The sequence below is a fragment of the Azohydromonas aeria genome, from assembly GCF_009760915.1.
Taxonomy (GTDB): Bacteria; Pseudomonadota; Gammaproteobacteria; order Burkholderiales; family Burkholderiaceae_C; genus Azohydromonas; species Azohydromonas aeria.
In genome coordinates, this window is the sequence record NZ_VIDQ01000015.1 from 28,959 (window position 1) to 54,508 (window position 25,550).

General features: G+C 71.9%; 22 protein-coding genes. 12 read left to right on the top strand and 10 right to left on the bottom strand.

All coding sequences use genetic code 11. The features are described 5' to 3' along the window. Window positions 1–7: 7 nt before the first annotated feature. Complete coding sequence (locus FJ694_RS11540; RefSeq protein ID WP_157267291.1) at window positions 8–1,006, top strand: trypsin-like serine peptidase; 999 nt, start codon at window positions 8–10, stop codon at window positions 1,004–1,006. A gap of 48 nt (window positions 1,007–1,054) precedes the next feature. On the opposite strand, the gene FJ694_RS11545 is transcribed toward FJ694_RS11540, so the two are convergent. Both FJ694_RS11545 and infA read right to left on the bottom strand, forming a co-directional pair. Then, a complete protein-coding gene (locus FJ694_RS11545; RefSeq protein WP_157267293.1) occupies window positions 1,055–1,291 on the bottom strand; it encodes a hypothetical protein in 237 nt (78 codons plus the stop codon). Beyond that, a complete protein-coding gene (gene infA, locus FJ694_RS11550; protein ID WP_157267295.1) occupies window positions 1,288–1,554 on the bottom strand; it encodes a translation initiation factor IF-1 in 267 nt (88 codons plus the stop codon). The genes FJ694_RS11545 and infA overlap by 4 nt, the downstream gene beginning before the upstream one ends. Before the next feature lie 655 nt (window positions 1,555–2,209). Between infA and FJ694_RS11555 the strand changes: the two genes are divergently transcribed. Both FJ694_RS11555 and ada read left to right on the top strand, forming a co-directional pair. Continuing rightward, window positions 2,210–2,533: an H-NS family nucleoid-associated regulatory protein gene (locus FJ694_RS11555; protein WP_157267297.1), complete on the top strand. Its 324-nt coding sequence runs from the start codon at window positions 2,210–2,212 to the stop codon at window positions 2,531–2,533. Between the two features lie 105 nt (window positions 2,534–2,638). Next, entirely contained in the window at window positions 2,639–3,775 is a 1,137-nt protein-coding gene (gene ada / locus FJ694_RS11560) for a bifunctional DNA-binding transcriptional regulator/O6-methylguanine-DNA methyltransferase Ada (protein WP_157267299.1), read from the top strand. Window positions 3,776–3,813: 38 nt separating this feature from the next. Here ada and FJ694_RS11565 read toward each other — a convergent pair whose 3' ends face one another. Continuing rightward, the gene (locus tag FJ694_RS11565; protein WP_157267301.1) at window positions 3,814–4,239 is read right to left on the bottom strand and encodes a hypothetical protein; all 426 of its coding nucleotides are present in this window, start codon (window positions 4,237–4,239) and stop codon (window positions 3,814–3,816) included. Window positions 4,240–4,449: 210 nt separating this feature from the next. On the opposite strand from FJ694_RS11565, the gene FJ694_RS11570 reads away from it, so the two are divergent. Further along, window positions 4,450–4,797, top strand: a complete 348-nt coding sequence (locus tag FJ694_RS11570; protein WP_157267303.1) for a hypothetical protein — start codon at window positions 4,450–4,452, stop codon at window positions 4,795–4,797. A gap of 467 nt (window positions 4,798–5,264) precedes the next feature. On the opposite strand, the gene FJ694_RS11575 is transcribed toward FJ694_RS11570, so the two are convergent. The 5 genes from FJ694_RS11575 to FJ694_RS11595 all read right to left on the bottom strand — a co-directional run bounded on the left by FJ694_RS11575 (window position 5,265) and on the right by FJ694_RS11595 (window position 13,113). After that, on the bottom strand, window positions 5,265–5,864 hold the full coding sequence (locus FJ694_RS11575) for a TetR/AcrR family transcriptional regulator (RefSeq protein ID WP_157267305.1): 600 nt from the start codon (window positions 5,862–5,864) through the stop codon (window positions 5,265–5,267). Window position 5,865: 1 nt separating this feature from the next. Then, a complete protein-coding gene (locus FJ694_RS11580; RefSeq protein WP_157267307.1) occupies window positions 5,866–7,323 on the bottom strand; it encodes an efflux transporter outer membrane subunit in 1,458 nt (485 codons plus the stop codon). A 23-nt stretch (window positions 7,324–7,346) separates the two neighbouring features. Further along, window positions 7,347–10,505 carry an efflux RND transporter permease subunit gene (locus FJ694_RS11585; protein WP_157267309.1) on the bottom strand — a complete coding sequence of 1,053 codons (3,159 nt, stop codon included), beginning with the start codon at window positions 10,503–10,505 and terminating at the stop codon, window positions 7,347–7,349. A gap of 24 nt (window positions 10,506–10,529) precedes the next feature. After that, window positions 10,530–11,783: an efflux RND transporter periplasmic adaptor subunit gene (locus FJ694_RS11590; RefSeq protein WP_157267311.1), complete on the bottom strand. Its 1,254-nt coding sequence runs from the start codon at window positions 11,781–11,783 to the stop codon at window positions 10,530–10,532. Between the two features lie 277 nt (window positions 11,784–12,060). Then, a complete protein-coding gene (locus tag FJ694_RS11595) occupies window positions 12,061–13,113 on the bottom strand; it encodes an AraC family transcriptional regulator (RefSeq protein WP_157267313.1) in 1,053 nt (350 codons plus the stop codon). Window positions 13,114–13,298: 185 nt separating this feature from the next. Between FJ694_RS11595 and FJ694_RS11600 the strand changes: the two genes are divergently transcribed. Genes FJ694_RS11600 through FJ694_RS11610 form a run of 3 tightly spaced genes read left to right on the top strand, consistent with a single transcriptional unit; the run spans window position 13,299 to window position 16,483 of the window. Further along, the gene (locus FJ694_RS11600; RefSeq protein ID WP_157267315.1) at window positions 13,299–14,066 is read left to right on the top strand and encodes an SDR family NAD(P)-dependent oxidoreductase; all 768 of its coding nucleotides are present in this window, start codon (window positions 13,299–13,301) and stop codon (window positions 14,064–14,066) included. 23 nt (window positions 14,067–14,089) lie between these two features. Then, on the top strand, window positions 14,090–15,226 hold the full coding sequence (locus tag FJ694_RS11605; protein ID WP_157267317.1) for an acyl-CoA dehydrogenase: 1,137 nt from the start codon (window positions 14,090–14,092) through the stop codon (window positions 15,224–15,226). A gap of 45 nt (window positions 15,227–15,271) precedes the next feature. Further along, on the top strand, window positions 15,272–16,483 hold the full coding sequence (locus tag FJ694_RS11610; protein WP_157267319.1) for an acetyl-CoA C-acyltransferase: 1,212 nt from the start codon (window positions 15,272–15,274) through the stop codon (window positions 16,481–16,483). Between the two features lie 40 nt (window positions 16,484–16,523). Here the strand turns inward: FJ694_RS11610 and FJ694_RS11615 are convergent, their stop codons facing one another. Further along, a complete protein-coding gene (locus FJ694_RS11615; RefSeq protein ID WP_157267321.1) occupies window positions 16,524–17,963 on the bottom strand; it encodes an NAD-dependent succinate-semialdehyde dehydrogenase in 1,440 nt (479 codons plus the stop codon). Between the two features lie 255 nt (window positions 17,964–18,218). Between FJ694_RS11615 and FJ694_RS11620 the strand changes: the two genes are divergently transcribed. Next, window positions 18,219–19,940 carry an AMP-binding protein gene (locus tag FJ694_RS11620; RefSeq protein WP_157267323.1) on the top strand — a complete coding sequence of 574 codons (1,722 nt, stop codon included), beginning with the start codon at window positions 18,219–18,221 and terminating at the stop codon, window positions 19,938–19,940. Between the two features lie 43 nt (window positions 19,941–19,983). Here FJ694_RS11620 and FJ694_RS11625 read toward each other — a convergent pair whose 3' ends face one another. After that, on the bottom strand, window positions 19,984–20,895 hold the full coding sequence (locus tag FJ694_RS11625; protein WP_157267325.1) for a LysR family transcriptional regulator: 912 nt from the start codon (window positions 20,893–20,895) through the stop codon (window positions 19,984–19,986). A 114-nt stretch (window positions 20,896–21,009) separates the two neighbouring features. Here FJ694_RS11625 and FJ694_RS11630 point away from each other — a divergent pair, with 114 nt between their 5' ends. The 4 genes from FJ694_RS11630 (at window position 21,010) to FJ694_RS11645 (ending at window position 25,523) form a co-directional block, all read left to right on the top strand. Next, on the top strand, window positions 21,010–22,356 hold the full coding sequence (locus FJ694_RS11630) for an acyclic terpene utilization AtuA family protein (RefSeq protein WP_157267327.1): 1,347 nt from the start codon (window positions 21,010–21,012) through the stop codon (window positions 22,354–22,356). Beyond that, window positions 22,353–22,724 carry an AtuA-related protein gene (locus tag FJ694_RS11635; RefSeq protein ID WP_157267329.1) on the top strand — a complete coding sequence of 124 codons (372 nt, stop codon included), beginning with the start codon at window positions 22,353–22,355 and terminating at the stop codon, window positions 22,722–22,724. The genes FJ694_RS11630 and FJ694_RS11635 overlap by 4 nt, the downstream gene beginning before the upstream one ends. 37 nt (window positions 22,725–22,761) lie before the next feature. Continuing rightward, a complete protein-coding gene (locus tag FJ694_RS11640; RefSeq protein ID WP_157267331.1) occupies window positions 22,762–23,751 on the top strand; it encodes a Bug family tripartite tricarboxylate transporter substrate binding protein in 990 nt (329 codons plus the stop codon). Between the two features lie 152 nt (window positions 23,752–23,903). Then, complete coding sequence (locus FJ694_RS11645) at window positions 23,904–25,523, top strand: tannase/feruloyl esterase family alpha/beta hydrolase (RefSeq protein ID WP_157267338.1); 1,620 nt, start codon at window positions 23,904–23,906, stop codon at window positions 25,521–25,523. The last annotated feature ends 27 nt before the right edge of the window (window positions 25,524–25,550 follow it).

The following is a 25,550-nucleotide window of genomic DNA, read 5'->3' on the forward strand; positions in this document are numbered from 1 at the left end:
CGGGGACATGGACAAGACGAAAAGGCTCGCGGCGGCCTGCGCGCTCGCGGGGCTGGGCATGGGGTCGGCATGGGCGCAATCCGCGCCGCTGCGCACGGTCAGCAGCGACGGCAGCGTGCTGGCGCCGCCGGCCGCCATCGAGGCCCCGGCGGCTGCGGGCCGGGCTTTCGAGGGCGAGCGCCTCGCCGGTGCGGCCCTGGATGCGCGGGCCGAATTCCCGGCGCGCAGCCTGGGTGCCGCCGAGCTGGCGGCTTTTGGCCAGCGCTTCCGTCCCAAGCGCGCGCCCTGGGCGCCGCGCGCCGAGGACGCGGCGCGGCCGGAGTCGCTGATCGGGCGTGACCGGCGCTTCCGGGTGCTGGCGCGGGAATCCGGTTTTCCCTACCGCGCCATCGGGCAGCTCAGTTTCGTCCAGGGCGGCCAAGGCTACCTGTGCACCGGCTTCCTCATCAGCAAGGACACCGTCGTGACCGCCGGGCACTGCGTGCACGAGGGCGCGCGCGGCAACTGGAGCCGCGAGGTGAAGTTCACGCCGGCCCTCAATGGCGGCAGCGCGCCCTACGGCTCCTGCAGCGCGCGCAGGCTCTACGCGGTGGCGCAATGGACCGAGCAGGGCAGCGAGACGCACGACTTCGGCGCCGTGAAGCTCAACTGCGACATCGGGCTGACCACGGGCTGGTTCGGCTACTACGCCACCGCGGGCTCGCAGGCCGGGCTGTCGGTGCTGGTGATGGGCTATGCCGGCGACAAGCCCGCCGGCACGCTGTGGGGCGGCGGCGGCGACATCGTCGCCGATGACGTGCGCAAGACGCGCTATGGCGTGGACACCGCCGACGGCGAGAGCGGTGCGCCGGTGATCGAGGCCGACCGCGGTCCCAGCCGCGCCGACTGCTGGGGCACCTGCGCGGTTGCCATCCATGCCTACGGCGCCGCGGGCGGCAGCAACAGCGGCACGCGCATCAACTTCGCGGTGGCGCGCATCCTCACCTCGTGGCGGGATGCGCCCTGACTGGAGGGGACGCCCGCGCGGGCAGCCTGGCGGGCGAGGGCGCCGGGCTCAGCCCTTCTTGCAGCCCGCGGCGCAGACGAGCTGGTTCTTGCCCAGCAGCCGCTTGGTGGCGAGCTCGGCGCGCGGGCGGTGCTGGCCGCACTTGAAGCAGGACATGGTGGCCATGTGCAAGCCGCCGCTGCCGCCCGGACTGAAGGGCGAACCGGCGGCCTTGCGCTTGTAGCGCAGCCCGTCGTCCTGGATCACGGTACCCGGTGCTTCGGGCTTGGTGGTATTGCTGCTCATCGGGCGGTTCTCCGGACGGGTGCTTCTGGCGTGGGGCCGCGCCGCTCCAAATGGCGGAAGGTGATGCGGGCCTTGCTCAGATCGTAGGGCGACAACTCCAGCGACACGCTGTCGCCGGCAAGGATGCGGATGTGATGCTTGCGCATGCGTCCGGCGGTATAGGCCACGAGCTCGTGGCCGTTTTCGAGTTCCACGCGGAAACGCGAGTCGGGCAGGACTTCGCGCACCACGCCGTTCATAGAGATCAGTTCTTCCTTGGCCATGAGCTCATGCCTGCGTCGAAGCGGTGGATGCGAATGCAGCGGTGCACGCGGCGCCGTTGCGGCTGCGTCCGCCCTTGCGGCACCCGGCGGCTGGAGCGGACGTGGTTGATGGGGTGGAGGGACCGGACACGGGCAACCGGCCGGCCTCGCGCCGCCCGGGGCCACGCGTTGCCGCGACGGTGAAAAGCCTGGTGAGCGGCCCGGTACCCTGGGCCGCCAGTCGGCAATTCCAGCGGGCCGGTCGCCACGACGGTCGGGCGCTGCCGCGATGAAAGCCGGAGCGGATGGGCCGGATGCCCCACACTGACCTACGGCAGGCCTTCCGGCACGGACCGGGCGTGCGGGACGGCACGTTGCAAAATGGTATCAGTTGCACAGGCCTTCGACGCAGGGTGCGAAAAACGACCTGGTTCTCAGCGCGTTTTTATCGTTGTCGCTGGACAAAACGCCACAAGCGATAACCAAGGCACCAACGAGCGTGGAAAGCCCGGACGCGCTGCCGTCGAAATAGATCAGGTCGAACCTGAAGTACGCAAGACTGAAAATCCCCCGTTTGCGGTAAATTTGTAAGATTGTTATACGGGCGCATGGATTGCTCTTACCCTGGCGCGAGCCGGGCCTCTTCAGATCCGGTCGCCAGCCCATTCGTCCTGCGATGACAGACCTCGACAACGCAACCAAGGCACGGCGCATCGCCCTGCACCAGATCCGGCAGTTGATGGAGTTCTGGAGCATCGCGCCCGAAGAGCTGGGCTCGCCGCGGGCCGTGCCGGCACTGCGCCGCTGCGTGCCGCCGCCCGGCTTCGTGAAATACCGCCATCCCGTCACCGGCGAAACCTGGGACGGCGAGGGCGAGCATCCCGAGTGGCTGCGCCGGGCACTGCTCAAGGAGGGCTACCGCGTGGCCGAGCTCAAGCCCGAAGGCCAGGCGGAGCACCCGCCCGCCGCGCTGCAGCCGCAGGCGGGCCACGCCGGCTGACGGCGCCGGCCGTGCGCCGGCGAATTCGATGGCGGTTTCCGGAGTGCCGCGCGCAGCGGCGGCGCCTACAGTCGCGCCATCCCGACCCGCCTGAAAGCCGCCGCCATGGCTTGTGCCGAACTCTCCCGCGCCTGCGCTCCCGCTGCCGCGCCAGCTGCCGTTGACGCCGCCCGCTGGGCTGCCGTGCGTGCGCGCGACCCCGAGGCCCGTTTCATCTACGCCGTGCGCAGCACCGGCGTGTACTGCCGGCCCGACTGCCCCTCGCGCCAGGCCCGGCCTGAGCACGTGCTGTTCTTCGACGATGCCGCGGCGGCGCGCGCCGCGGGCTTCCGCGCCTGCCGGCGCTGCGATCCGGATGGCCCCGGCCGCGCCGCGCGGCGCGCGCAGCAGGTGGCGGCACTGTGCCGGCACATCGAGGCCTGCGAGGCGCCGCCGCCGCTGGAGGCCCTGGCGCGCGAGGCCGGCTTGAGCCCCGCGCAGCTGCGCCGCGTCTTCAGGGCGGCCACCGGGCTGACGCCGCGCGGCTACGCCCAGGCGCTGCGCGCGCGCCGGCTGCAGTCCGCCCTGCAAGCCGAAAGCACCGTGACCAGCGCGCTGTTTGGCGCGGGCTTCGGTTCCAGCGGCCGCTTCTACGCGCAGTCCGACGCGCTGCTGGGCATGGCGCCCGGGCGCTACCGCGCCGGCGGCGCCGGCATGAATGTCCGCTTCGCCGTGGCGCAGTGCGCGCTCGGGGCGCTGCTGGTGGCCTGCAGCGAGCGCGGCGTGTGCGCCATCTCGCTCGGCGACGACGCGGACGCGCTGGTGCGCGAGCTGCAGGACCGCTTCCCGCAGGCCCGGCTGCACGCCGGCGACGCCGACTTCGACGCGCTGGTGGCGCGGGTCGTGGCGCTGGTCGAGGACCCGCGCGCGCCGGCGGTGCTGCCGCTGGACATTCGCGGCACCGCCTTCCAGCAGCGCGTGTGGCAGGCACTGCAGCAGATCCCGCCCGGGCAGACGCTGAGCTACGCGGAGCTGGCCGCGCGCATCGGCGCCGCGGCGGCGGTGCGCGCCGTGGCCGGCGCCTGCGCGGCCAACGTGCTGGCCGTGGCCGTGCCCTGCCACCGTATCGTGCGGCGCGACGGCAGCCTCTCGGGCTACCGCTGGGGCGTGGAGCGCAAGCGCGCGCTGCTGGCGCGCGAGGCCGAAGGAGCGGAGACCGGCTTGGACATCGGTTCGGCGCCGGGACCGGCGTCGCAAGGCTGACGCGCCATCCGAGCCGCGGCGCCGGGCCACCCGCTCAATCAATGCGCCTTCAGCATCTTGTCCATGCGCGACTGCGCGAAGCGGTCGATGACGCGGCGCTGCCAGCCCGGCGCGTGTTCGATCATCGCGTCGGCCTGCGCCGCGCACTGCGAGCGCAGCGCGCCGGCCTGCGACGCGCCCAGGGCGCGGACCTCGGTCTCGGCCTGCGCCAGCCGCGCCTTGGCAGCGTCCTCGTTGCCCAGGCCGTCGAGCCAGGCCTCGCCCACGAAGGCGCCGCCCTGGCGCAACACCTGCAGCAGCTCGGGCTTGCGCGCTTCGTCGCCGGCCCGCACCTGCCCGGCCAGTTGGTTGGAATGCAGCCGCAGTGCGGCCACGCACTGGAGCTTGTCGCTGTCCGCTGCCCGCGCTTGCGCGGCACCGGCCAACAGCAATGCGCCGAATAGAACCAGATGCTTCGATGCCATGGCCGGGATTGTCCCGTGCCGGACACGACCCGCGTGGCGGGCGGGATTGCAAGAACGGAGGACCCGGGGCGGGAGCGCCATGTGCTCCGGACCGGGGCTCGGACCGACCAGTGGCGTGCACCCTGGCCGCGCCCCACCGTGCGCCTCGGCGCCGCAGGCCCTGCGCCGGCTTCCTTTTCCGACCTCCATCGAACACCCCAAGGAGTTCCCATGCCCACCGACCTGATGCAGCCGTTCATGGCGCCCTTCACCAAGCTGGCGCAGTCCAACCTGGAGTTGCTGACCAAGTTCTCGCTGTCGCCCGAAGTGATGGCGCAGGCCATGGCGCAAACGCAGCGCATGTTCCTCAATCCGGGAGCCGGCGCACCGCCGCAGTTGCCGCTGCCCGCCAATGCCCTGGGCGACCTGATGATGGGCCTGATGAAGAACTACATGGAGTTCCTGATGGCGCTGGGCCAGGGCAGTGCAGCGCTGATGCAGCAAGCCCCCGCCACGCTGGCTCAGGCCACGCAACAGGCGATGCGCCAGCCCGCGACCGCAGTGCCGCCGATGCCTTGAGTTCCGGCCACCGATGCCAGCGAGGCCGCCGCGGGCGGCCTCTTTTTGTGCCTGCGCAGCAGATGGCTGCTACGTCCGCAGAGCATGTCCAGGCCAAAATACAACATACACGATACACTCAAAATACATTGATCCGCTTCCTGGCTACCTCTTGAACCAGCCAAAACACCTGTCCTGTCCTGACTTCTCTTTTCACATTCCCTTCAACAGGACGTCGGCCGCCAGCAATAAGCCTGGGGCGGAGGAGGAGCAGAAAAGGCAGCACAGCCGTCCGCCAACGCCGGAACGGAACCAGAGCGGGTCGGAGGCCGAAACCAGTTCCGCGTCCTGCGCTTACAGGAGGGGTAAGGGGAAGAAAAAGGCGCCGCGGCGGGTCTGCGGGTCACGCTCGTCGTCATGCCGAGCTCCGGTTGCTTGACCCGCGTATGTTGTATATGGCCTGCGCCGCCGCCCTGCCGCGGCAATACTTAAGCCTCGATCAGCGCCCGCACCAGGCGCTGCACTTCCACGCCGAGCATGGCCTTGTCCATGTCCGGATCGCGCACGCTGCGCACCATGAGCCCGTCGAAGAGGGCGGCCAGCGCCGCGGCGCGGGCGCGCAGCGCGGCAGGGTCGAGGGCGACCCCACGCTGTGCCAGCGCTGCGCTGATCAGCCGCTCGCAGCGCTCGCGGCTGGCCGCGTCGGCGGCCTGCACGACGGTGGCGAGCTTGGGATTGCGCCCGGCCTCGGCCGCGACCTCCAGCCGCAGCGCCGCACCGGCGCGGTCGGTGCAGTCCTGCACGCCGCTGGCCACGCCGTCGAGCATGGCCTGCGCCACGTCCGGGGCGCGCAGCATCGCCTCGGCCTTGGCCAGCCAGTTCGCCTGGTCGCGCGCGACGATGGCGCTGATCAGGTCTTCCTTGTTCTCGAACAGGTTGTAGATGTGGCCCGGGCTCATGCCCGCGGTGCGCGCGATCTCGGCCATGCTCGCGCCATGAAAGCCATGGGCGCGAAAGCATTGCGCGGCCGCGTCGAGCAGATGCTGGCGCCGCGCCTCGGCGCGGTCGCCGTCGTTGGTCGGCGCCATGTCAGCGCTGCGCCGCCGCCGGGGCGGCGTCCGCCGTGCGCGTCGTCGCCGCCCAGCCGCCGCCCAGCGCCTTGTACAGCGTCACGGCGTTGACCTGCTGCGCCAGTGCGGTGGTGAGCCGGCCCTGCTGCGCCGCGTACAGCGAGCGCTGCGCGTCGAGGACGCTCAGGAAGTCGTCCACGCCGCGTTCGAAGCGCGCCTGCGACAGGAACTGCGCCCGCGCCGCCGCGTCCTCCAGCGCGCGCTGCGCGGCGAGCTGCTCGGCCAGGCTCTGGCGCTGCGCCAGCGCGTCGGCCACCTCGCGGAACGCGGCCTGGATGCTGCGCTCGTAGGCCGCGACGCGGATGTCGCGGTCGGCCTGCGCCACCTGCAGGTTCGCGCGGTTGCGGCCCTGGTCGAAGATGGGCAGCGCCAGCTGCGGCACGAAGCTCCAGATGCCCGAGCCCGAGCCGAACAGGCCGGAGAGCGAGGAGCTGGCCGTGCCGATGGAAGCGGTCAGCGAGATGCGCGGGAAGAAGGCCGCGCGCGCCGCGCCGATGGTGGCGTTGGCCGCGAGCAGGTCGCGCTCGGCCTGTGCCACGTCCGGGCGCTGCAGCAGCACCTCCGACGACAGCCCGGCCGGCAGCGGCGTGAAGGCCAGCGCCGTCGCCTCCGTGCCGGGCATGAGTTCCGGCGGCACTGGCGTGCCCAGCAGCAGCTGCAGCGCCTGCAGGTCGGCCTGCACCTGGCCGGCAAAGCGTGCCACGTCGGCGCGGGCGGTCTCGACCGTGGTGCGCGCGCGCTGCACGTCCAGGTCGGAGGACACGCCCAGCTCAAACCGGCGCTCGGTCAGGCGCAGCGTGTCGGACTGGCTTTTCAGCGTGGCCTGCGCCAGCTGCTGGCGCGCCAGGTCAGCCGCCAGCGTCAGCCAGCTCGCCGCCACCTGCGACACCAGGCTGACGTGCGTGGCGCGACGCGCCTCCTCGGTGGCGAAGACCTGCTGCTGCGCCGACTCGCGCAGGCTGCGCACGCGGCCGAACAGGTCGAGCTCATAGGCGCTGAAACCCAGCGTCGCGCTGTACTGGCGCGACACGACGGATTGGCCGCTGGTGTTGAGGTCGCCCGGGATGCGCTGCGCATTGGCGCCGCCGGCCACGCCCACCGAGGGCAGTGCGTCGGCCGCCTGCACGCCGTAGAGGCCGCGCGCGCGCTCGATGTTGAGCGCGGCGATGCGCAGGTCACGGTTGTTGTCCAGCGCCAGCGCGATCAGCCGCTGCAGCCGCTCGTCGGCGAAGAAGGACTGCCAGCCGATGTCGGCCACCGGCGTCGTGGCCGAGGCGTCGGCCGGCGCCGTGCCCAGTTGCGCGGGCACCGGCGCGGCCGGGCGCTGGTAGTCGGGCGCCAGGCTCGCGCAGCCGCCCAGGAAGGCCAGGGCGGCCAGCGCGGCGGCGGCCAGGCGGGGTCGGGAGCGAGTCGTCATCGTTGTCGTAGTCGTCATGGCTGTCAGGCCCCCACCGGACCGGAGTTGGCAGCGTTGGCCGATTCGGCGGCCGAAGGCGCGGGCTTGCCCTTGAAGCGGCTGCGCACGGCCACGAAGAACACCGGCACGAAGAGCACGCCCAGCACCGTGGCGGCGACCATGCCGCCGAGCACGCCGGTGCCGATGGCGTTCTGCGAGCCCGAGCCCGCGCCGGTGGCCAGCGCCAGCGGCAGCACGCCCAGGCCGAAGGCCAGCGAGGTCATCAGGATCGGGCGCAGCCGCAGCCGCACCGCCTCCAGCGTCGCCGCCTTGAGCTCCATGCCCTTCTCGGTCAGCTCCTTGGCGAACTCGACGATCAGGATCGCGTTCTTCGCCGACAGGCCCACCGTGACCAGCAGGCCGACCTGGAAGTACACGTCGTTGCTCAGGCCCCGGCCGAAGGCGGCCAGCACCGCGCCCAGCACGCCCAGCGGCACCACCAGCATCACCGCGAAGGGGATGGACCAGCTTTCATAGAGCGCGGCCAGGCACAGGAACACCACCAGGATCGAGATGGCGAACAGCGCCGGCGCCTGCGAGCCGGAAATGCGCTCCTGGTAGGACAGGCCGCTGAAGGCGACGCCGAAGCCCGGCGGCAGCTGCGCGGCCAGCCGCTGCACGGTGTTGAGCGCATCGCCCGAGCTCGTGCCCGGCGCGGCCTGGCCCTGGATCTGCACGGCGCTCACGCCGTTGAAGCGCTCCAGCCGAGGCGAGCCCAGCTCCCAGTGCGCCGAGGCAAAGGCATTGAAGGGCACCATCTGGCCCGACGCGTTGCGCACCTTCCAGTCGTTCAGGTCCTCGGGCTGCATGCGATACGGCGCGTCGGCCTGCATGTACACGCGCTTGACGCGGCCGCGGTCGATGAAGTCGTCCACGTACGAGCCGCCCCAGGCGGAGGCCAGCATCTCGTTGATGCTCGCCACCGACACGCCCAGCGCGCCGGCGCGGGCCTGGTCCACGTCGATGCGCAGCTGAGGCGAGTCGTCCAGGCCGTTGGGGCGCACGCCCACAAGCGACGGCTCCCGCGCCGCCAGGCCCAGGAACTGGTTGCGCGCGGCCATCAGCGCGTCGTGGCCCTGGCCGGCCTGGTCCTGCAGGTAGAAATCGAAGCCCGTGGCGTTGCCCAGCTCGATCACCGCCGGCGGCGCGAAGGCGAACACCATCGCGTCGCGCCACTTCATGAAGGTGCCCATGGCCCGCCCGGCGATGGCGCGCACGCCGTTCTCGGCGCCCTTGCGCTCGCTCCAGTCCTTCATGCGCACGAAGCCGATGCCCATGTTCTCGCCGCGGCCGGCGAAGCTGAAGCCCGCCACCGTGAAGATCGACTGCACGCGCGACGCTTCCGAGCCCAGGAAATGCTGCTCGACGCGCTCGATCACCTGCAGCGTGCGCTGCTGCGTGGCGCCCGCGGGCAGCTGCACCTGCGTGAACAGGATGCCCTGGTCCTCGTCGGGCAGGAACGACTGCGGCAGCCGCGCGAACAGCAGCGCCAGGCCCACGCCGATGAGCCCGTACACCACCAGCCAGCGCCCGCGCCGGTTGATCATGCGCGAGACGCCGCGCTGCGTGCCGTTGGTGCCGCGCTCGAAGCTGCGGTTGAACCAGGTGAAGAAGCGCCCCTTGGCGTGGTGCTCGCCCTTCTTCACCGGCTTGAGCATGGTGGCGCACAGCGCCGGCGTCAGGATCAGCGCCACCAGCACCGACAGCGCCATGGCCGAGACGATGGTGATGGAGAACTGGCGGTAGATCACGCCGGTGGAGCCGCCGAAGAAGGCCATGGGCACCAGCACCGCGCTGAGCACCAGCGCGATGCCGATCAGCGCGCCCGTGATCTGGTCCATCGACTTGCGCGTGGCCTCGCGCGGCGGGAGTCCCTCCTCGGTCATCACGCGCTCGACGTTCTCGACCACCACGATGGCGTCGTCCACCAGCAGGCCGATGGCCAGCACCAGGCCGAACATGGTCAGCGTGTTGATGGTGAAGCCCGCCGCCGACATCACGCCGAAGGTGCCCAGCAGCACTACCGGCACGGCGATCGTGGGGATCAGCGTGGCGCGGAAGTTCTGCAGGAACAGGTACATCACCAGGAACACGAGGATCACGGCCTCGATCAGCGTCTTGACCACCTCCTCGATGGACAGCCGCACGAACGGCGTGGTGTCGTACGCCACCACCGCCCTCATGCCGACGGGGAAGTTCTTCTCCAGGCGCGCGAGCTCGGCGCGCGCGGCCTCGGCCGTGTCCAGCGCGTTGGCGCCGGTGGCCAGGCGCAGCGCCACGCCGGCGGCAGGCTTGCCGTTGTAGCGGGACTCCAGCGAGTAGGTCTCGGCGCCGATCTCCACCCGCGCCACGTCGCGCAGGTGCACCCGCGCGCCGTCCGGGGTGGTGCGCAGCAGGATGGCCTCGAACTGCTGCGGCGTCTGCAGCCGCGTCTGCGCCGTCACGGTGGCGTTGAGCTGCTGCCCGGGCTGCGCCGGGGCCGCGCCGATCTGGCCCGCCGAGACCTGCGCGTTCTGCGCGCGGATCGCGGCCGAGACGTCGGCCGGGGTGAGCCGGTACTGGTCGAGCTTGCCCGGGTCGAGCCAGATGCGCATGGCGTACTGCGCGCCGAAGAGCGTGACCTCGCCCACGCCGGGGACGCGGCTGAGCGGATCGACCACCTGCGACGACACGTAGTCCGAGATGTCGGTGCGGTTCATGCTGCCGTCCTCGGACACGAAGCCCAGCACCATGAGGAAGTTGACGCGGCTCTTGACCACCTGCACGCCCTGGCGCTGCACCTCCTGCGGCAGCAGGGACGTTGCGGCGGCAAGCTTGTTCTGCACCTGCACCTGCGCGATGTCGGGGTTGGTGCCGGCGTCGAAGGTCAGCGTGATGGCGACGTTGCCCTGCGCGTCGCTGGTGGACGACATGTAGGTCAGGCCGTCCAGGCCCTTCATGCGCTGCTCGATGATCTGCGTGACCGTGTCCTCCAGCGTCTTGGCGGAGGCGCCCGGGTACACGGCGTTGATCGTGATCTGCGGCGGCGCGATCGGCGGGTACTGCTCGATGGCCAGCGTGCGGATGGCCAGCGCGCCGGCGAGCATGATGATGATGGCGATCACCCACGCGAAGATGGGCCGATCGATGAAGAAGCGTGACATGGGTTGATGCGCCTCGCGTCGTGATCAGTTGGCGGTGGCGCCGGAGGCGGCCATCGCGGAGGCCGAGGCCGAAGCCGCCGGCGTGCCGGTGCCCGCGCCGGACGCGGACGCCGCGGGGGTCACGGGCACCGGCTGCACCGTCGCGCCCGGGCGCACCTTCTGCAGCCCGTCCACGATCAGCCGGTCGCCGGGCTGCAGGCCTTCGGCCACCAGCCACTGGTCGCCCACGGCGCGGTCCACCTTGAGCGGGCGCGGCTGCACCTTGTTGTCCGGGCCCACGACCATCGCCAGCGCCTGGCCCTTGGGGTCGCGCGTGACGGCGCGCTGCGGCGCCAGGATGGCGCTGGGCGTCGAGCCCTCCTCAAGCAGCGCGCGCACGTACATGCCCGGCAGCAGCAGGCCCTTCGGGTTCGGGAACACGGCACGCAGCGTGACGTTGCCGGTGCCCGGATCCACGGTGGCCTCGGCGAACTTGAGCGTGCCTTCGAGCGGGTAGCTGCTGCCGTCCTCCAGCTGCAGCCTGACGCGGGCCCGGCCCGCGTCCACGCGCTGCAGCTTGCCCGCGGCAAAGGCACGCTGCAGCTGCAGCAGCTCGGCACTGGCGCGCTGGATGTCCACGTAGATCGGGTCGAGCTGCTGCACCGTCACCAGCGGCGCGGCCTGGCTGGCCGTGACCAGCGCGCCCGGCGTGACCGTGGAGCGCCCGGCAATGCCGGAGATCGGCGCGCTGACCTGCGCGTACTGCACGCTGATCTGCGCCGTCTTCACCGCCGCGGCGGCGGTGGCCACGTCGGCGCGCGCCTGCAGCAGCTGCGCCTGGGCGTCGTCGCGCGCCTGCTTGCTCACCGCGTCGATCGTCACCAGCTCGTCGTAGCGGCGCGCGCGCAGCTCGGCCGTGGCGACGTTGGCCTGCGCCTTGGCCAGCGAGGCGCGGGCGCTCTCCAGGTTGGCCTGCAGCGTGGCCGGGTCGATCTGGTAGAGCGTCTGGCCGGCCTTCACGAAGCTGCCTTCCTCGAACAGGCGCTTCTGGATCAGCCCGCCCACCTGCGGCCGCACCTCGGCCACCAGGTACGGCGTGGTGCGCCCGGCCAGCTCGGTGCGCAGGGTCAGCGGCTGCACCTGCACCGTCACCACGCCCACCTGCGCCGGCGGCGGCGCGGCCGGCGCCGCCTGCTGCTGCCCGCCCTTGGAGCAGCCGGCCAGCATTACGAGGCTGCAGGCCAGGGCGACCAGCGTGGTTGAAAGGGTCAGGCGGTAAGGCGGTCGCAGCAAAGGCATGGCGGAAGCAGGCGCGGTCAGACGCCTGGAACTGGTTTCTGAATGAACGTTCATTCTACGGGTTTCGCCTGAATGCTGCAGCGCAGTAGGGGTGTCCTTGCGACACGGTGTCGGCGATGACCCGGATGCTGGAACGCCGGCGCGCGAACCGGCGGCGCGGCGCGGTGGGTGCCGCAGGCCCGGGCAAGCGGTGCGCCCGCAAGAACGCATCCCGAAGCTTGCCGGGCGGTTGTTGCAGCCTGATTTCAGAGCGGCGCCGGCCGCCGCGCCGCGCGCTTCAGCGTTCGAGCGGCTGGACGGGCATGGCGGCCGCCAGCGGCGCGCCGCTTCCACGCCGGTACATCCCCGGACTCACGCCGGTCCACTTCTTGAATGCGCGATGGAAGGCGCTGGTCTCCTGGAAGCCGACCCGGGCGCCCACGTCGGCCACCGCCAGCCCGGTCTTGCCCAGCAGCTCGATGGCGATGTCGCGCCGCAGCGCGTCCTTCAGGCGCTGGTAGTTCAGCCCCTCGGACTGCAGGCGCCGCTGCAGCGTCGTGCCCGACATCGCCAGGCTGCGTGCCAGCTCGTCGAGCTCTGGCCAGCTTTCGGGCTCCACGCCGCGCAGCCGGCGCCGCACCTGGGCGCTGAGGCTGGCCTCGTTGCGGTACCTCACCAGCAGGTTGGCGGGCGCGCCGCGCAGGAAGGCGGGCAGGCTGCCTTCACTTTCGACGATGGGCAGCTCCAGCAGCCGGGCCTCGAAGCGCACCAGCGTGACCGGCGCGCCGAAGCGGGCGGCGTCGCAGAAGCGGGTGCGGTAGTCGGCCACGTCCTCGGGCTCCGGGCAGCGGAACTGGGCCTCCAGCAGCGGCAGGCGCCGGCGCACCAGCCAGCAGGCCAGGCCGTGCACCAGCATCAGCCAGGTGGCGTAGGTGAACATGCGACGCGGCGGGCCCTGGTCGTGCACCACCAGGACGGCGTGCCCGCCTTCGAGGCGCAGCTCGCCGCGCAGGTCGTCCAGCACGGCGCGCAGGAAGGTCAGCATGCGCTGCAGCGCGCGGCCCAGCGTGTCGCAGCTCAGCACGGCGTGGCACATCAGCCGGTAGCTGCCGCGGCGCATGGGGTGCGCGTCCATGCCGAAGAACTCGTCGTCCATGGCATCGGCCAGCGCCGCCCACAGCCGGGCATAGGCCAAGGCCGGCACGCGGGCCCGGGGCGCGTCGAGCAGCCGGGGGTCGATGTGCGCCTGCTCCAGTACCGCGCCGACGTCCAGGCCGCGCTGCCGGGCCCCGAGCAGGGCCTCGTGCACGAGGCCGACGGAAATCGTGCCCTTGTCTTGTGCCGCCGTCATGAGCCGGGCCGTGTCGCTCCAGAAAGAGATGGCGGGATGTTACTGAGCGCCGGACAGTGTCCCCGCGCCCCATGCAGCCTGCCGTGCCCGGACATGGGCAGGCGCGGCCGGCCGGCTTACGCTGCGCGGATCGGGCGCCCGCTGCCCCGGGCACCCCTTCACAAGAGGACGAGAGGAGACACGACATGCAGATCCAGGACCGCAACTTCATCGTCACCGGCGCCGGCTCCGGCCTGGGCGCGGCCACGGCGCGCCGCCTGGTGGCGGCCGGCGCGCGCGTGCTGCTGGCCGACCTGAACGACGCGGCCGGCGCCGCGCTCGCGGCCGAGCTGGGCGCGCCGGCACGCTTCGTGAAGACCGACGTGTCCGACGCCGCCAGCGCGCAGGCCGCGCTGGCCGAGTGCCGCGCGGCTTTCGGCGCGCTGCACGGGCTCGTCAACTGCGCCGGCGTCGCGCCGGCCGAGAAGGTGCTCGGCCGCGACGGCCCGCACGCGCTGGAGAGCTTCGCGCGCACGGTGCAGGTCAACCTGGTCGGCACCTTCAACATGCTGCGCCTGGCCGCGGCCGCCATTGCCGAGAGCGCGCCCGGCCCGGACGGCGAGCGCGGCGTGATCGTCAACACCGCCTCGGTGGCGGCCTTCGATGGCCAGATCGGCCAGGCCGGCTACGCGGCGTCCAAGGGCGGCGTGGTGGCGATGACGCTGCCGATCGCGCGCGAGCTGGCGCGCCACGGCATCCGCGTGGTGACGATCGCGCCGGGGATCATGGAAACGCCCATGCTCAAGGGCATGCCCACCGAGGTGCAGGACGCGCTGGGCCGGATGGTCCCGTTCCCCTCGCGCCTTGGGCGGCCCGACGAGTTCGCGGGCCTGGTGCAGCACATCGTCGAGAACGCGTATCTCAACGGCGAGGTCATCCGCCTCGACGGCGCGATCCGCATGGCGGCTAAGTAATCAAGCAGCCAAAAGAGAGCAGCATGATCCCGACCCCCGAACAGGAGATGATCCGCGACGCCATGCGCAGCTTCGCGCAGGAGCGCTTGGCACCCTTTGCCGCCGAGTGGGACCGTGAGCACCGCTTCCCGAGGGAAGCGCTGCAGGAGCTCGCCGGCCTGGGCGCCATGGGCATGGTGGTGCCCGAGGAGTGGGGCGGCGCCGGGCTGGACTACGTGTCGCTGGTGCTGGCGCTGGAGGAGATCGCCGCCGGCGACGGCGCCACCTCCACCATCGTCAGCGTGCAGAACTCGCTGGCCTGCGGCATCACGCTCAAGTACGGCACCGACGCGCAGAAGGACCGCTACCTGCGCCGCCTGGCCAGCGGCGAGTGGCTCGGCGCCTTCTGCCTGACCGAGCCGCACGCCGGCTCCGACGCCTCGGCGCTGCACACCCGCGCCGTGCGCGACGGCGAGCACTGGGTGCTCGACGGTGCCAAGCAGTTCATCACCAGCGGCAAGCACGCGCAGCTGGCCCTGGTGTTCGCCGTCACCGACAAGGCCGCGGGCAAGAAGGGCATTTCCTGCTTCCTCGTGCCCACCGACACGCCCGGCTACATCGTGTCCCGGCTGGAAGACAAGATGGGCCAGCGCGCCTCGGACACGGCCACCATCACCTTCGAGAACTGCCGCATCCCCGCGGACCACCTGCTGGGCCGCGAAGGCGAGGGCTACAAGATCGCGCTGTCCAACCTGGAGGCCGGGCGCATCGGCATCGCGGCGCAGTCGGTGGGCATGGCGCGCGCGGCGCTGGACGCGGCCGTGAAGTACGCCAGGGAGCGCGTCGCTTTCGACGTGCCCATCATCGAGCACCAGGCCGTGGCCTTCCGCCTCGCCGACATGGCCACGCAGGTCGAGGCGGCGCGCCAGCTGGTGCTGCACGCGGCCACGCTCAAGGATGCCGGGCAGCCGTGCCTGAAGGAGGCGTCCATGGCCAAGCTGTTCGCCTCGACCATGGCCGAGCGCGTGTGCTCGGACGCGATCCAGATCCACGGCGGCTACGGCTACGTCAGCGACTTCCCCGTGGAGCGCATCTACCGCGACGTGCGCGTGACGCAGATCTACGAGGGCGCCTCCGACATCCAGCGCCTGGTCATCGCCCGCGCCGTGGCCGGGGCCTGACGCACGCCGCTCCCGTGAACTGACCCTCTCATGCAGGAGACACGAATGACCACCGTTTCAGCCACCCCCCACGATCCCGTCGTCATCGTCGGCGCGGCCCGCACGCCGCTGGGCGGCCTGCAGGGCGAGCTCGCCGCGCTGGCGGCGCCGCAGCTGGGCGCTCACGCCATCCGCGCCGCCGTCGAGCGCGCCGGGCTGCCGCCCGACGCGGTGCAGGAAGTGCTGATGGGCTGCGTGCTGCCCGCGGGCCTGGGCCAGGCGCCGGCGCGCCAGGCGGCCCTGGGCGCGGGCCTGCCGCTGTCCGCCGGCTGCACCACGCTCAACAAGGTCTGCGGCTCGGGCATGAAGGCCACCATGCTCGCGCACGACCTGCTGCTGGCCGGCAGCCAGGACGTGATCGTGGCCGGCGGCATGGAGTCGATGAGCAACGCGCCCTACCTGCTGCCCAGGGCCCGCACGGGGCAGCGCCTGGGCCACGGCCAGATGCTCGACCACATGTTCTTCGACGGCCTGGAGGACCGCTACGGCGCCGCCACCAACGGCCGGCTGATGGGCACCTTCGCCGAGGACTGCGCGCGCCACTTCGGCTTCACGCGCGAGGAGCAGGACGCCTACGCCGCCACGTCCACGCTGCGCGCGCAGCAGGCGCAGCGCGACGGGCTGTTCCGCTGGGAGATCGCGCCGGTGGCGGTGCCGGGCCGCGGCGGCGAGAAGCTCGTCGAGGGCGACGAGGCGCCGGGCAAGGTGCAGCTCGACAAGATCGCCGGGCTCAAGCCGGCGTTTGCGAAGGACGGCACGGTCACGGCCGCCAACTCCAGCTCCATCTCCGACGGCGCCGCGGCGCTGGTGCTGATGCGCCAGTCCACCGCGCGCGCGCGCGGCCTCGCGCCGCTGGCCGTGATCCACGGCCATGCCACGCATGCGCAGGAGCCGGCCTGGTTCACCACCGCGCCGGCGGGCGCGATCCGCAAGCTGCTGGCCAAGCTGGGCTGGCAGCCGGGCGAGGTGGACCTGTGGGAGATCAACGAGGCCTTCGCCGTCGTGACCATGGCCGCGATGCGCGAGCTGGAGCTGCCGCATGAGCGCGTCAACGTGCATGGCGGCGCCTGCGCGATGGGCCACCCGATCGGCGCCACCGGCGCGCGCATCATCGTCACGCTGCTGGGCGCGCTGCGCCAGCGCGGCGCCCGGCGCGGCGTGGCCAGCCTGTGCATCGGCGGCGGCGAGGCCACGGCGCTGGCGGTGGAGCTGGCCTGACGCGCATGGCCGCCGGCTTGGCCGGCGGCCATGTTCACGGTCAGACGTTCATCACCGCCACGGCTCGCGCGTTCAGGTAGGCATCGAGCGCCTCGGGGCCGCCCTCGGAGCCGTAGCCCGAGTCCTTGATGCCGCCGAAGGGCATCTCCGCGCTGGGCATGGCCGGCATGTTGACCCAGAGCATGCCCACCTCGACGCGGCGCGCGAGCAGGTCGGCGTTCTTCAGCGACTTCGTGAAGGCGTAGCCGGCCAGTCCGAAGGACAGGCGGTTGGCTTCCGCGATCGCGTCCTCCAGCCGCTCGAAGGAGCGGATCGCCGCCACCGGGCCGAAGGGCTCGTCATTGAAGATCCTGGCCTGCAGCGGCACGTCGAGCAGCACGGTCGGCTCCCAGAAGTTGCCGGACTCGCCGATGCGCTTGCCGCCGGCCAGCACCTGCGCGCCGGCCTGGACGGCGTCCTCCTGGAACTGCGCCATGGCCGTGAGGCGGCGCGGGTTGGCCAGCGGGCCCATCTGCGTGCCCTCGGCCAGGCCGTCGCCGACCTTTAGGCCCTGCGCGTACTGCGCCATCTGCTGCGCGAACTCGGCCTTGATGCTCTCGTGCACCAGGAAGCGCGTCGGCGAGATGCAGACCTGGCCGGCGTTGCGGAACTTGGCCGCGCCGGCGGACTTGACGGCCAGCGCGATGTCGGCGTCGTCGCAGACGATCACCGGGGCGTGGCCGCCGAGCTCCATCGTCACGCGCTTCATGTGCTGGCCGGCCATCGCGGCGAGCTGCTTGCCCACCGGCGTGGAGCCGGTGAAGGTGACCTTGCGGATCACCGGGTGCGGGATCAGGTAGCTGGAGATCTCGGCTGGGTTGCCGTAGACCAGGCCCAGCACGCCGGGCGGGATGCCGGCATCGGCGAAGGCGCGGATCAGCGCGGCCGGGCCGGCCGGGGTTTCCTCGGGCGCCTTGACCAGCATCGAGCAGCCCGCGGCCAGCGCGGCGCCGACCTTGCGCACCACCTGGTTGATCGGGAAGTTCCAGGGCGTGAACGCGGCCACCGGGCCCACCGGGTCCTTCAGCACCATCTGCCGGATCGCCAGGTTGGCGCGCGACGGCACGATGCGCCCATAGACGCGGAAACCCTCCTCGGCAAACCACTCGATGATGTCGGCCGCCGCCAGCGCCTCGCCCTTGGCTTCGGCCAGCGGCTTGCCCTGTTCCTGCGTCAGCAGCGGGGCGATCTCGCCGGCGCGCTCGCGCATGAGCGCGGCGGCCTTGCGCATGATCTTGCTGCGCTCGGCGGCCGTCATGTCGCGCCACGTCTCGAAGCCCTTCTGCGCGGCCTCCAGCGCCTGGTCCAGGTCGGCCTGACCGGCATGGGCGACGCGGCCGATCTCCGCGCCCGTGGCCGGGTTGAACACGGCCAGCGTCCTGCCGTCCGCGGCGTCGCGCCACTGGCCGTTGATGAAGAGTTGCGTGTTGGGGTAGGTCATGCTGAGCCTCTTGCGGGGAACGGAGGGGGTCGTGGAAACGTCGGCGACGTGTGCCCGAATCACGCACTCTAAACGGCGGTGCCCGGACGCCGGGGCCCGGGCGGCATCGCCCCCGCGCGCGTCGTCCCGACCCATGGGCCACCGGCCGCATTGGCAGGATCTGCAACCACCACGGCAGCAATGAAGCACCGCAGCCGATTAACTTGGCGGCCCTGTTCCAGATCCCAGCTTCCAAGAACCACAGGAGACGAAAGCATGGTCGATGCCGGTGCATCCCTGGGCGTGGCGCCGCGCGAAGGGCTGTCGCACGTGCGGGGCGCGACGGACACGCCGCTGTCCACGGCCACCATCGCGCAGCTGCTGGCGCAAACCGCCACCCGCTGGCCGCAGCGGCCGGCGGTGGTGTTCCGCGAGCAGGGCGTGCGCTGGACCTGGGCGCAGTTCCAGGCCGAGGTCGATCGCTTCGCCGCCGGACTGGCGGCGCTGGGCCTGCGGCCGGGCGACCGGCTGGGCATCTGGTCGCCCAACCGCGTGGAGTGGCTCGTCACGCAGTTCGCCACGGCGCGCATCGGCGTCATCCTGGTCAACATCAACCCGGCCTACCGGCTGGCGGAGCTGGAATACGCGCTCAATGCCTCGGGCTGCCGCGCCATCGTGTCGGCGCGGCAACTGCGCAGCTCCGACTACCTGGGCATGCTGCAGGCGCTGGCGCCCGAGCTGGCCGGCTGCGCGCCGGGACGACTGAAGGCGAGCCGGCTGCCGGGCCTGGAGATCGTGATCCGCATGGGCGAGGAGCGCACGCCCGGGATGCTCAACTACGACGACGTGCTCGCGCGCGGCGACGCCGCCGGCACGGCCGGGCTCGACGCCCTGGACGCCGCGCTGGACTGCCATGACGCCATCAACATCCAGTTCACCAGCGGCACCACCGGCAACCCCAAGGGCGCCACGCTCACGCACCACAACGTGGTCAACAACGCGCGCTGCGTGGCCCAGGCCATGAACTTCAGCGAGCAGGACTCGCTGTGCATCCCCGTGCCGCTGTACCACTGCTTCGGCATGGTGCTGGCGGTGCTGGCCTGCGTGTCCACGGGCGCGCAGATGGTGTTTCCAGGCGAGGTCTTCGATGCGGGTGCAACGCTGGCGGCCGCGGCCGAGGAAGCCTGCACCGCGCTGCACGGCGTGCCGACCATGTTCATCGCCGAGCTCGACCATCCGGACTTCGCCCGGTTCGACCTGGGCCGGCTGCGCACCGGCATCATGGCCGGCTCGCCGTGCCCGATCGAGACCATGAAGCGCGTGGTCTCGCAGATGCACATGCGCGAGATCACCATCGCCTACGGCATGACCGAGACCAGCCCGGTGTCGTTCCAGAGCTCGGCGCAGGACGACCTGGCGCACCGCGTCTCCACCGTCGGCCGCATCCAGCCACACCTGGAGGCCAAGGTGGTGGACGGCACCGGCCAGACCGTGCCCGTGGGCGAGAAGGGCGAGCTGTGGGTGCGCGGCTACTCGGTCATGAAGGGCTACTGGGGCGACGCGGAGAAGACCCGGCTGGCGGTGACGGACGGCTGGATGCGCACCGGCGACCTGGCCACGCTCGACGCCGACGGCTACTGCAACATCGTCGGCCGCGTGAAGGACATGCTCATCCGCGGCGGCGAGAACATCTACCCGCGCGAGATCGAGGAGTTCCTCTTCCGCCACCCGAAGGTGCAGTCGGTGCAGGTGTTCGGCGTGCCGGACCCGAAGTACGGCGAGGAGGTGTGCGCCTGGATCGTGCTCAAGCCCGGCGAGATGGCCGTGGAAGACGAGATCCGCGCCTTCTGCAGGGAGCAGATCGCGCACTACAAGGTGCCGCGCTACATCCGCTTCGTGCCCGAGTTGCCGATGACCGTGACCGGCAAGGCGCAGAAGTTCGTGATGCGCCAGCGCATGATCGAGGAGCTGGGGCTCGGCGAGAGCAGAACGGCCTGAGCCCCGTGCCGCGCCGGGAGCCGCCCGCGGCGCGGCGAGAACCTCAGGTTTCCCGCAGGACGGGCCGATGCGCCAGCAGCTCGTCGAACAGCGCCTGGGCCGCGATGGACAGGCTGCGGTCGCGGCGGCGGATGCTGTAGATCTGCCGCCGCAGCCCGGGCGCGTCCACCGGCCGGGTGACGAGATCCGGGTGCTCGAAGTGAAACAGCGTCAGCGCCGGCACCACCGTGATGCCCAGCCCGGCGCGCACCATGCCGGCCACGGTGCTGAGCTGCTCCAGCTCCATCACCGGCCTGAGCGCCGGCGCGCCCGGCCCCAGCGCCGACTCCACGCGCTGGCGCACGCTGCTCGTGCGGGCCAGGTGGATGAAGGGCTCGCCCGCCAGGTCGCGCAGCCGCACCGTGTCGCGCCGCGCCAGTGCATGCGTGCGCGGGCACACCAGGTGGAAGCCGTCGGAGCAGAAGGGCTGCGCCAGCAGCTCCGGCGCGCTGGCGCGCACGGCCGCCAGCGCGAAGTCGGCATGGCCGGCGCGCACCCGTTCCACGCAGCCCTCGGACAGCGCATCCGCCACGTCCAGCTCGATGTCCGGGTAGCGGGCGCGAAACGCGGCCAGCAGCGGCGGCAGCCAGCCGGCGGCCAGCGCCGGCAGCGCGGCCAGGGCCACCCGCCCACGCCGGCGCGCCACGTGCTCGCCCAGGTCGGCCACGCTCAATGACAGGTCGCGCAGCAGGCGCTGCGCGCTCTCCAGGAACAGCGCTCCCTCCACGGTCGGCTCCACGTGGCGCGTGCTGCGGTCGAACAGCCGCGCGCCCACGGCCTCCTCCAGCGCCCGGATCAGCGCGCTGAACGCCGGCTGCGACAGGTGCAGCCGCGCCGCGGCGCGGGTGAAGTTGCGCGTCTCGGCCAGCGCCACGAAGGCGCGCAGCTGGCGCGAGGACAGGTCGGGCTCATTCATTTGCGAAGCGGATGAATTGATCCAAACAAACGAATTCTCCTCTTTGACCGACCTGCCTACAGTGACCGCATCGCCTCGTGGCCTCACCAAGCGGCCCTCGCCGGGCTGGAGTGCATGAAAGACATCCTTCTCATCGGTTGTGCCGCCGGCTTTTCCGGCGACCGCACCGACGCCGCCCGCCCCGTGGTGGACACGCTCATCCGGCGCGCCCAGCCCGCCGTGCTGATCTTCGAGACCCTGGCCGAGCGCACCCTGGCGCTGGCCCAGCTGGCGCGCCGCGCCGACCCGGAAGCCGGCTACGAGCCGCTGCTGCCGGAGCTGCTGGCGCCGGTGCTGGCCGACTGCCTGGCGCACGGCATCCGCATCGTCGGCAACTTCGGCGCGGCCAACCCGCACGCCGCGGCGCGCCGGGTGCTGGCGCTGGCGCGCGAGCTCGGCACCCGCGCGCCGCGCGTGGCGGTGGTCAGCGGCGACGACCTGTCGGACGAGGCGCACCGCGGCCTGCTGCACGAGGCGCTGGGCGCGGTGGCGCAGGACTTGCAGATCGCCAGCGCCAACGCCTACCTGGGCGCGGAAGCCATCGCCGAGGCGCTGCGCGCGGGGGCGGACGTCGTCATCACCGGGCGCGTGTCCGACCCCTCGCTCACCGTGGGCCCGGCGCTGGCGCACTTCGGCTGGGCCAGCGACGACTGGGACCGGCTCGCGCGCGCCACCATGGCCGGCCACCTGCTCGAATGCGGCGCGCAGGTCTGCGGCGGCTACTTCGCCGACCCGGGTTTCAAGGACGTGCCGGACCTGGCGGAAGTCGGCTACCCCATTGCCGAGATCGACACCGACGGCGGCTGCGTCATCGGCAAGGCCGAGGGCACGGGCGGGCGCGTGGACGAGCACACCGTGAAGGAGCAACTCCTGTACGAGCTGCACGACCCGGCTGCCTACCTCACGCCGGACGTGGTGGCGGACATCAGCGATGCCTGGGTCGAGACGGTGGGCGCCGACCGCGTGCGGCTGCACGGCGTGCGCGGCCATGCGCGGCCCGCGGCCCTGAAGGTCAACGTCTTCCATGCCCAGGGCTGGCTGGCCGAAGGGGAGATTTCCTATGCCGGGCGCGGCGCCGAGGCGCGCGCGCGGCTGGCCGGCGACGTGTTGCGCCGGCGCCTGGCCGGCTGCGGCGCGCTGCGCGTGGACCTGATCGGCGTGTCCAGCGTCTTCGGCGACGACGGCGGGCGCTGGCTGTCGAGCCAGCCGGTGGGCGATGCGCGCGACGTGCGGCTGCGCGTGGCGCTCAACCACGCCGACAAGCCGCAGGCCGAGCGGCTGGCGCGCGAGGTCACCGCGCTCTACACCTGCGGCCCGGCCGGCGGCGGCGGCGTGCGCACGGGGCTGCGCCAGCGGCTGGGCACCCTGTCGTGCCTGGTGCCGCGCGAGCGGGTGCAGGCGCAACTGGAGTTCATTGAATGAGCAACACCGATCAAGCCGCCGTGCGCGTGCCCCTGCAATGCCTGGCGCATGGGCGCACGGGCGACAAGGGCAACATTTCCAACATCAGCGTCATCGCCTGGCACCCGGCGCTGTGGGAGCTGCTGGTAGCGCAGGTGACCGAGGACGCCGTGGCGCGCCAGTTCGCTCACCGGCGGCCCAGCCGCGTCACGCGCCACCTGCTGCCCAGGCTGCACGCCATGAACTTCGTGCTGGAGGGCGTGCTCGACGGCGGCGTCAACGACGCGCTCAACCTCGACAGCCACGGCAAGGCGCTGGCCTTCCTGCTGCTGGACATGGACATCGACGTGCCCGCCGCGCTGGTGCCGTTGCTGCGGCAACCGGCCTGAAGCACCAAGACCCCATCGACATCCAAGGAGACAAGACATGAACCGTTCCACGCCTTCCCGCCGCCACGTCCTGGCCACCGCCTGCGCCGCCACCCTGGCGCTGCTGGGCGCGTCCGCCGCGCAGGCGCAAGTGAAATACCCGGAAAAGCCCGTCACCTTCATCGTCCCCTTTGCCGCGGGCAGTGCCACCGACCAGCTCGCGCGCGCGCTGGGGCAGTCCATCACCGAGCAGACGAAGCAGGCCGTGGTGGTGGACAACAAGGCCGGCGCCAGCGGCATGATGGCGGCGCAGGCCGCGGCGCGCGCGCCGGCTGACGGCTACACGGTGCTGATCACGACCAACACCACGCATGCCGCCAACGAGCACCTGTACAAGAAGCTGCCCTACGACCCGGTGAAGGACTTCGCGCCCGTGGCCGGCCTGGCCAAGGGCGGGCAGGTGCTGGTGGTGCGCGCGGACTCGCCCTACCGCAGCGTCATGGACGTCGTGGGCGACGCGAAGAAGCGCCCCGGCAAGCTCAGCTTCGGCAGCGGCAGCTCCTCCAGCCGCGTCGCCGGCGAGATGTTCAAGCAGCTCAGCGGCACCGACATCCTGCACGTGCCCTACAAGAGCAACCCGCAGGCGGTGACGGACCTGCTGGGCGGGCAGATCGACCTGATGATCACCGACACCGCCACCGGCGTGCCGCAGGTCAAGGCCGGCAAGCTGCGCGCGCTGGGCTACTCCACCACGAAGCGCAGCCCGCAGCTGCCCGAGGTCCCGACCATCGCCGAGGCCGGCGTCAAGGGCTACGACATGGGCTACTGGTTCGCCGCCTACGTGCCCGCGGCCACGCCGCAGCCGGTGGTGGCGCGCATCAACGAGCTGCTGGCCGTGGCCGTGAAGAGCGCCGCCGCGAAGACCTTCTTCGAGGGCAGCGGCGCCGAGGCCTGGAGCGCCTCGCCGCAGGAGCTGGCGAAGTTCCAGGCCGAGGAGACGCAGAAGTGGGGCCGCGTCATCAAGGCCGCCGGCATCGAGGCCGAGTGAGCGCGCCCGGCTGAGCCGGGACGGCAGCGCCGGCGGCCTTGGCGCCGGTGCCGCTCCCCTTCATTTCCCCAGGCCTTCGCTCGGAACGAAGGCCCCTTGAGCCACTGCCGGACGAGCCGGCCGTGTGCCCGACCACGACCCAAGGAGACACCATGCACTCACGCAAGACCCCGCTGGCACTGGCAGCCAGCGTGGCGCTGCTGGCCGCCTGCGGCGGCGGGGACGGCGCTCCGGCCCCGGCGCCGCCACCCCAGGCCGCCACGCCCAAGGCCTGCGACCCGGCCAGCTTCGCCGCGCTCAAGCTGGATGCCGCCAGCGTGAAGTCGGCCGCGCCCGTGCCGGCGGGCAGCTACACGCCCGCGGGCGGCACCGCGGCGCTGGAGAACCTGCCGGCGTTCTGCGTGGTCAAGGGGCAAGCCACGCCGACGGCGGACTCGCTCGTCAACTTCGAGCTGTGGGTACCGTCGGGCGCGGCCTGGAACGGCAAGCTCGTGACCACCGGCAACGGCGGCTACAGCCCCACGCTCAACTACGGCGACATGGCCTACGCCATGCGGCAGGGCTACGCCGTCATGGGCGGTGACACCGGGCACCAGTCGGCCGACCCCAACGAGATGTTCTGGGGCGTGGGGCATCCGGAAAAGATCGCCGACTGGGGCACGCGCTCCATCCACGCCATCACGGTGCCGGGCAAGCAGTTGCTGGCCGAGCTGCAGGGAAAGGCCGCCAGCCGGGCCTACTACTACGGCTGCTCCACCGGCGGGCACCAGGGCTACGCGGAAATCCAGCGCTATCCCGAGGACTTTGACGGCGTGATCGCCGGCGCGCCGGGCAACAACCGGGTGCGCCTGAACGTCGAGTTCCTGCACCGCTTCCTCTCCAACCGCCATCCCGGCGACAACACCACGCTGATCCTGCCGCCGGCCAAGGCCACGCTCATCAACGGCGCGGCGGTGGCCGCCTGCGACGCTCTGGACGGCGTGAACGATGGCGTCATCGGCGATCCGCGCGCCTGCACTGCCGACAAGTTCGACGTCGCCTCGCTGCAATGCAGCGGCGCCGAGACGGCCAGCTGCCTCACCGCCGCACAGGTCGCGGTGGCGCAAAAGATCTACGCCGGCCCGAAGAACCCGCGCACCGGCGCCCAGATCTACCCGGGCCTGGTGGTGGGCACCGAGGCCGGCTGGCCGGGCTACTGGGGCGGCAGCGAGCCGGTGCGCGCCGACTTCTGGCGGCTGTGGAGCTTCGAGAACCCGCAGTGGAACTGGTGGACCTTCGACTACGACCGTGACGTGGCCTTCACCGACGCCAAGCTCGGCGCGCTGGTGGACCAGACCAACCCCGACATCGCCGCCTTCAAGGCGCGCGGCGGCAAGGCCATCGTCTACCAGGGCTGGTCCGACCCGGTGGTCAACGCCGCCGACACCATCGCCTACTACGAGCAGGTCCGGGCCCGGCAAGGCTCGCAGGCCGGGACCGACGCCTTCTTCCGGCTGTTCCTGGTGCCCGGCATGGGCCACTGCGGCGGCGGCACCGGCACCGCCCACTTCGGCAACCAGGGCGGCCCCTCGCCCGTGCTCAGCTCTCAGCGCGACGTGCTCATGGCGCTGGACCAGTGGGTCGAGCAGGGCGTGGCGCCGGACCAGATCGTCGCCTCGCGCGTGGTCGCGGGCAGCACGGTGCGCACGCGGCCGCTGTGCCCGTATCCGAAGCAGGCCGTCTGGAACGGCAGCGGCAGCACCGACGACGCCGCCAGCTTCACCTGCCGCTGAAGGCGGCCCAGCCGATTCATCACAGAG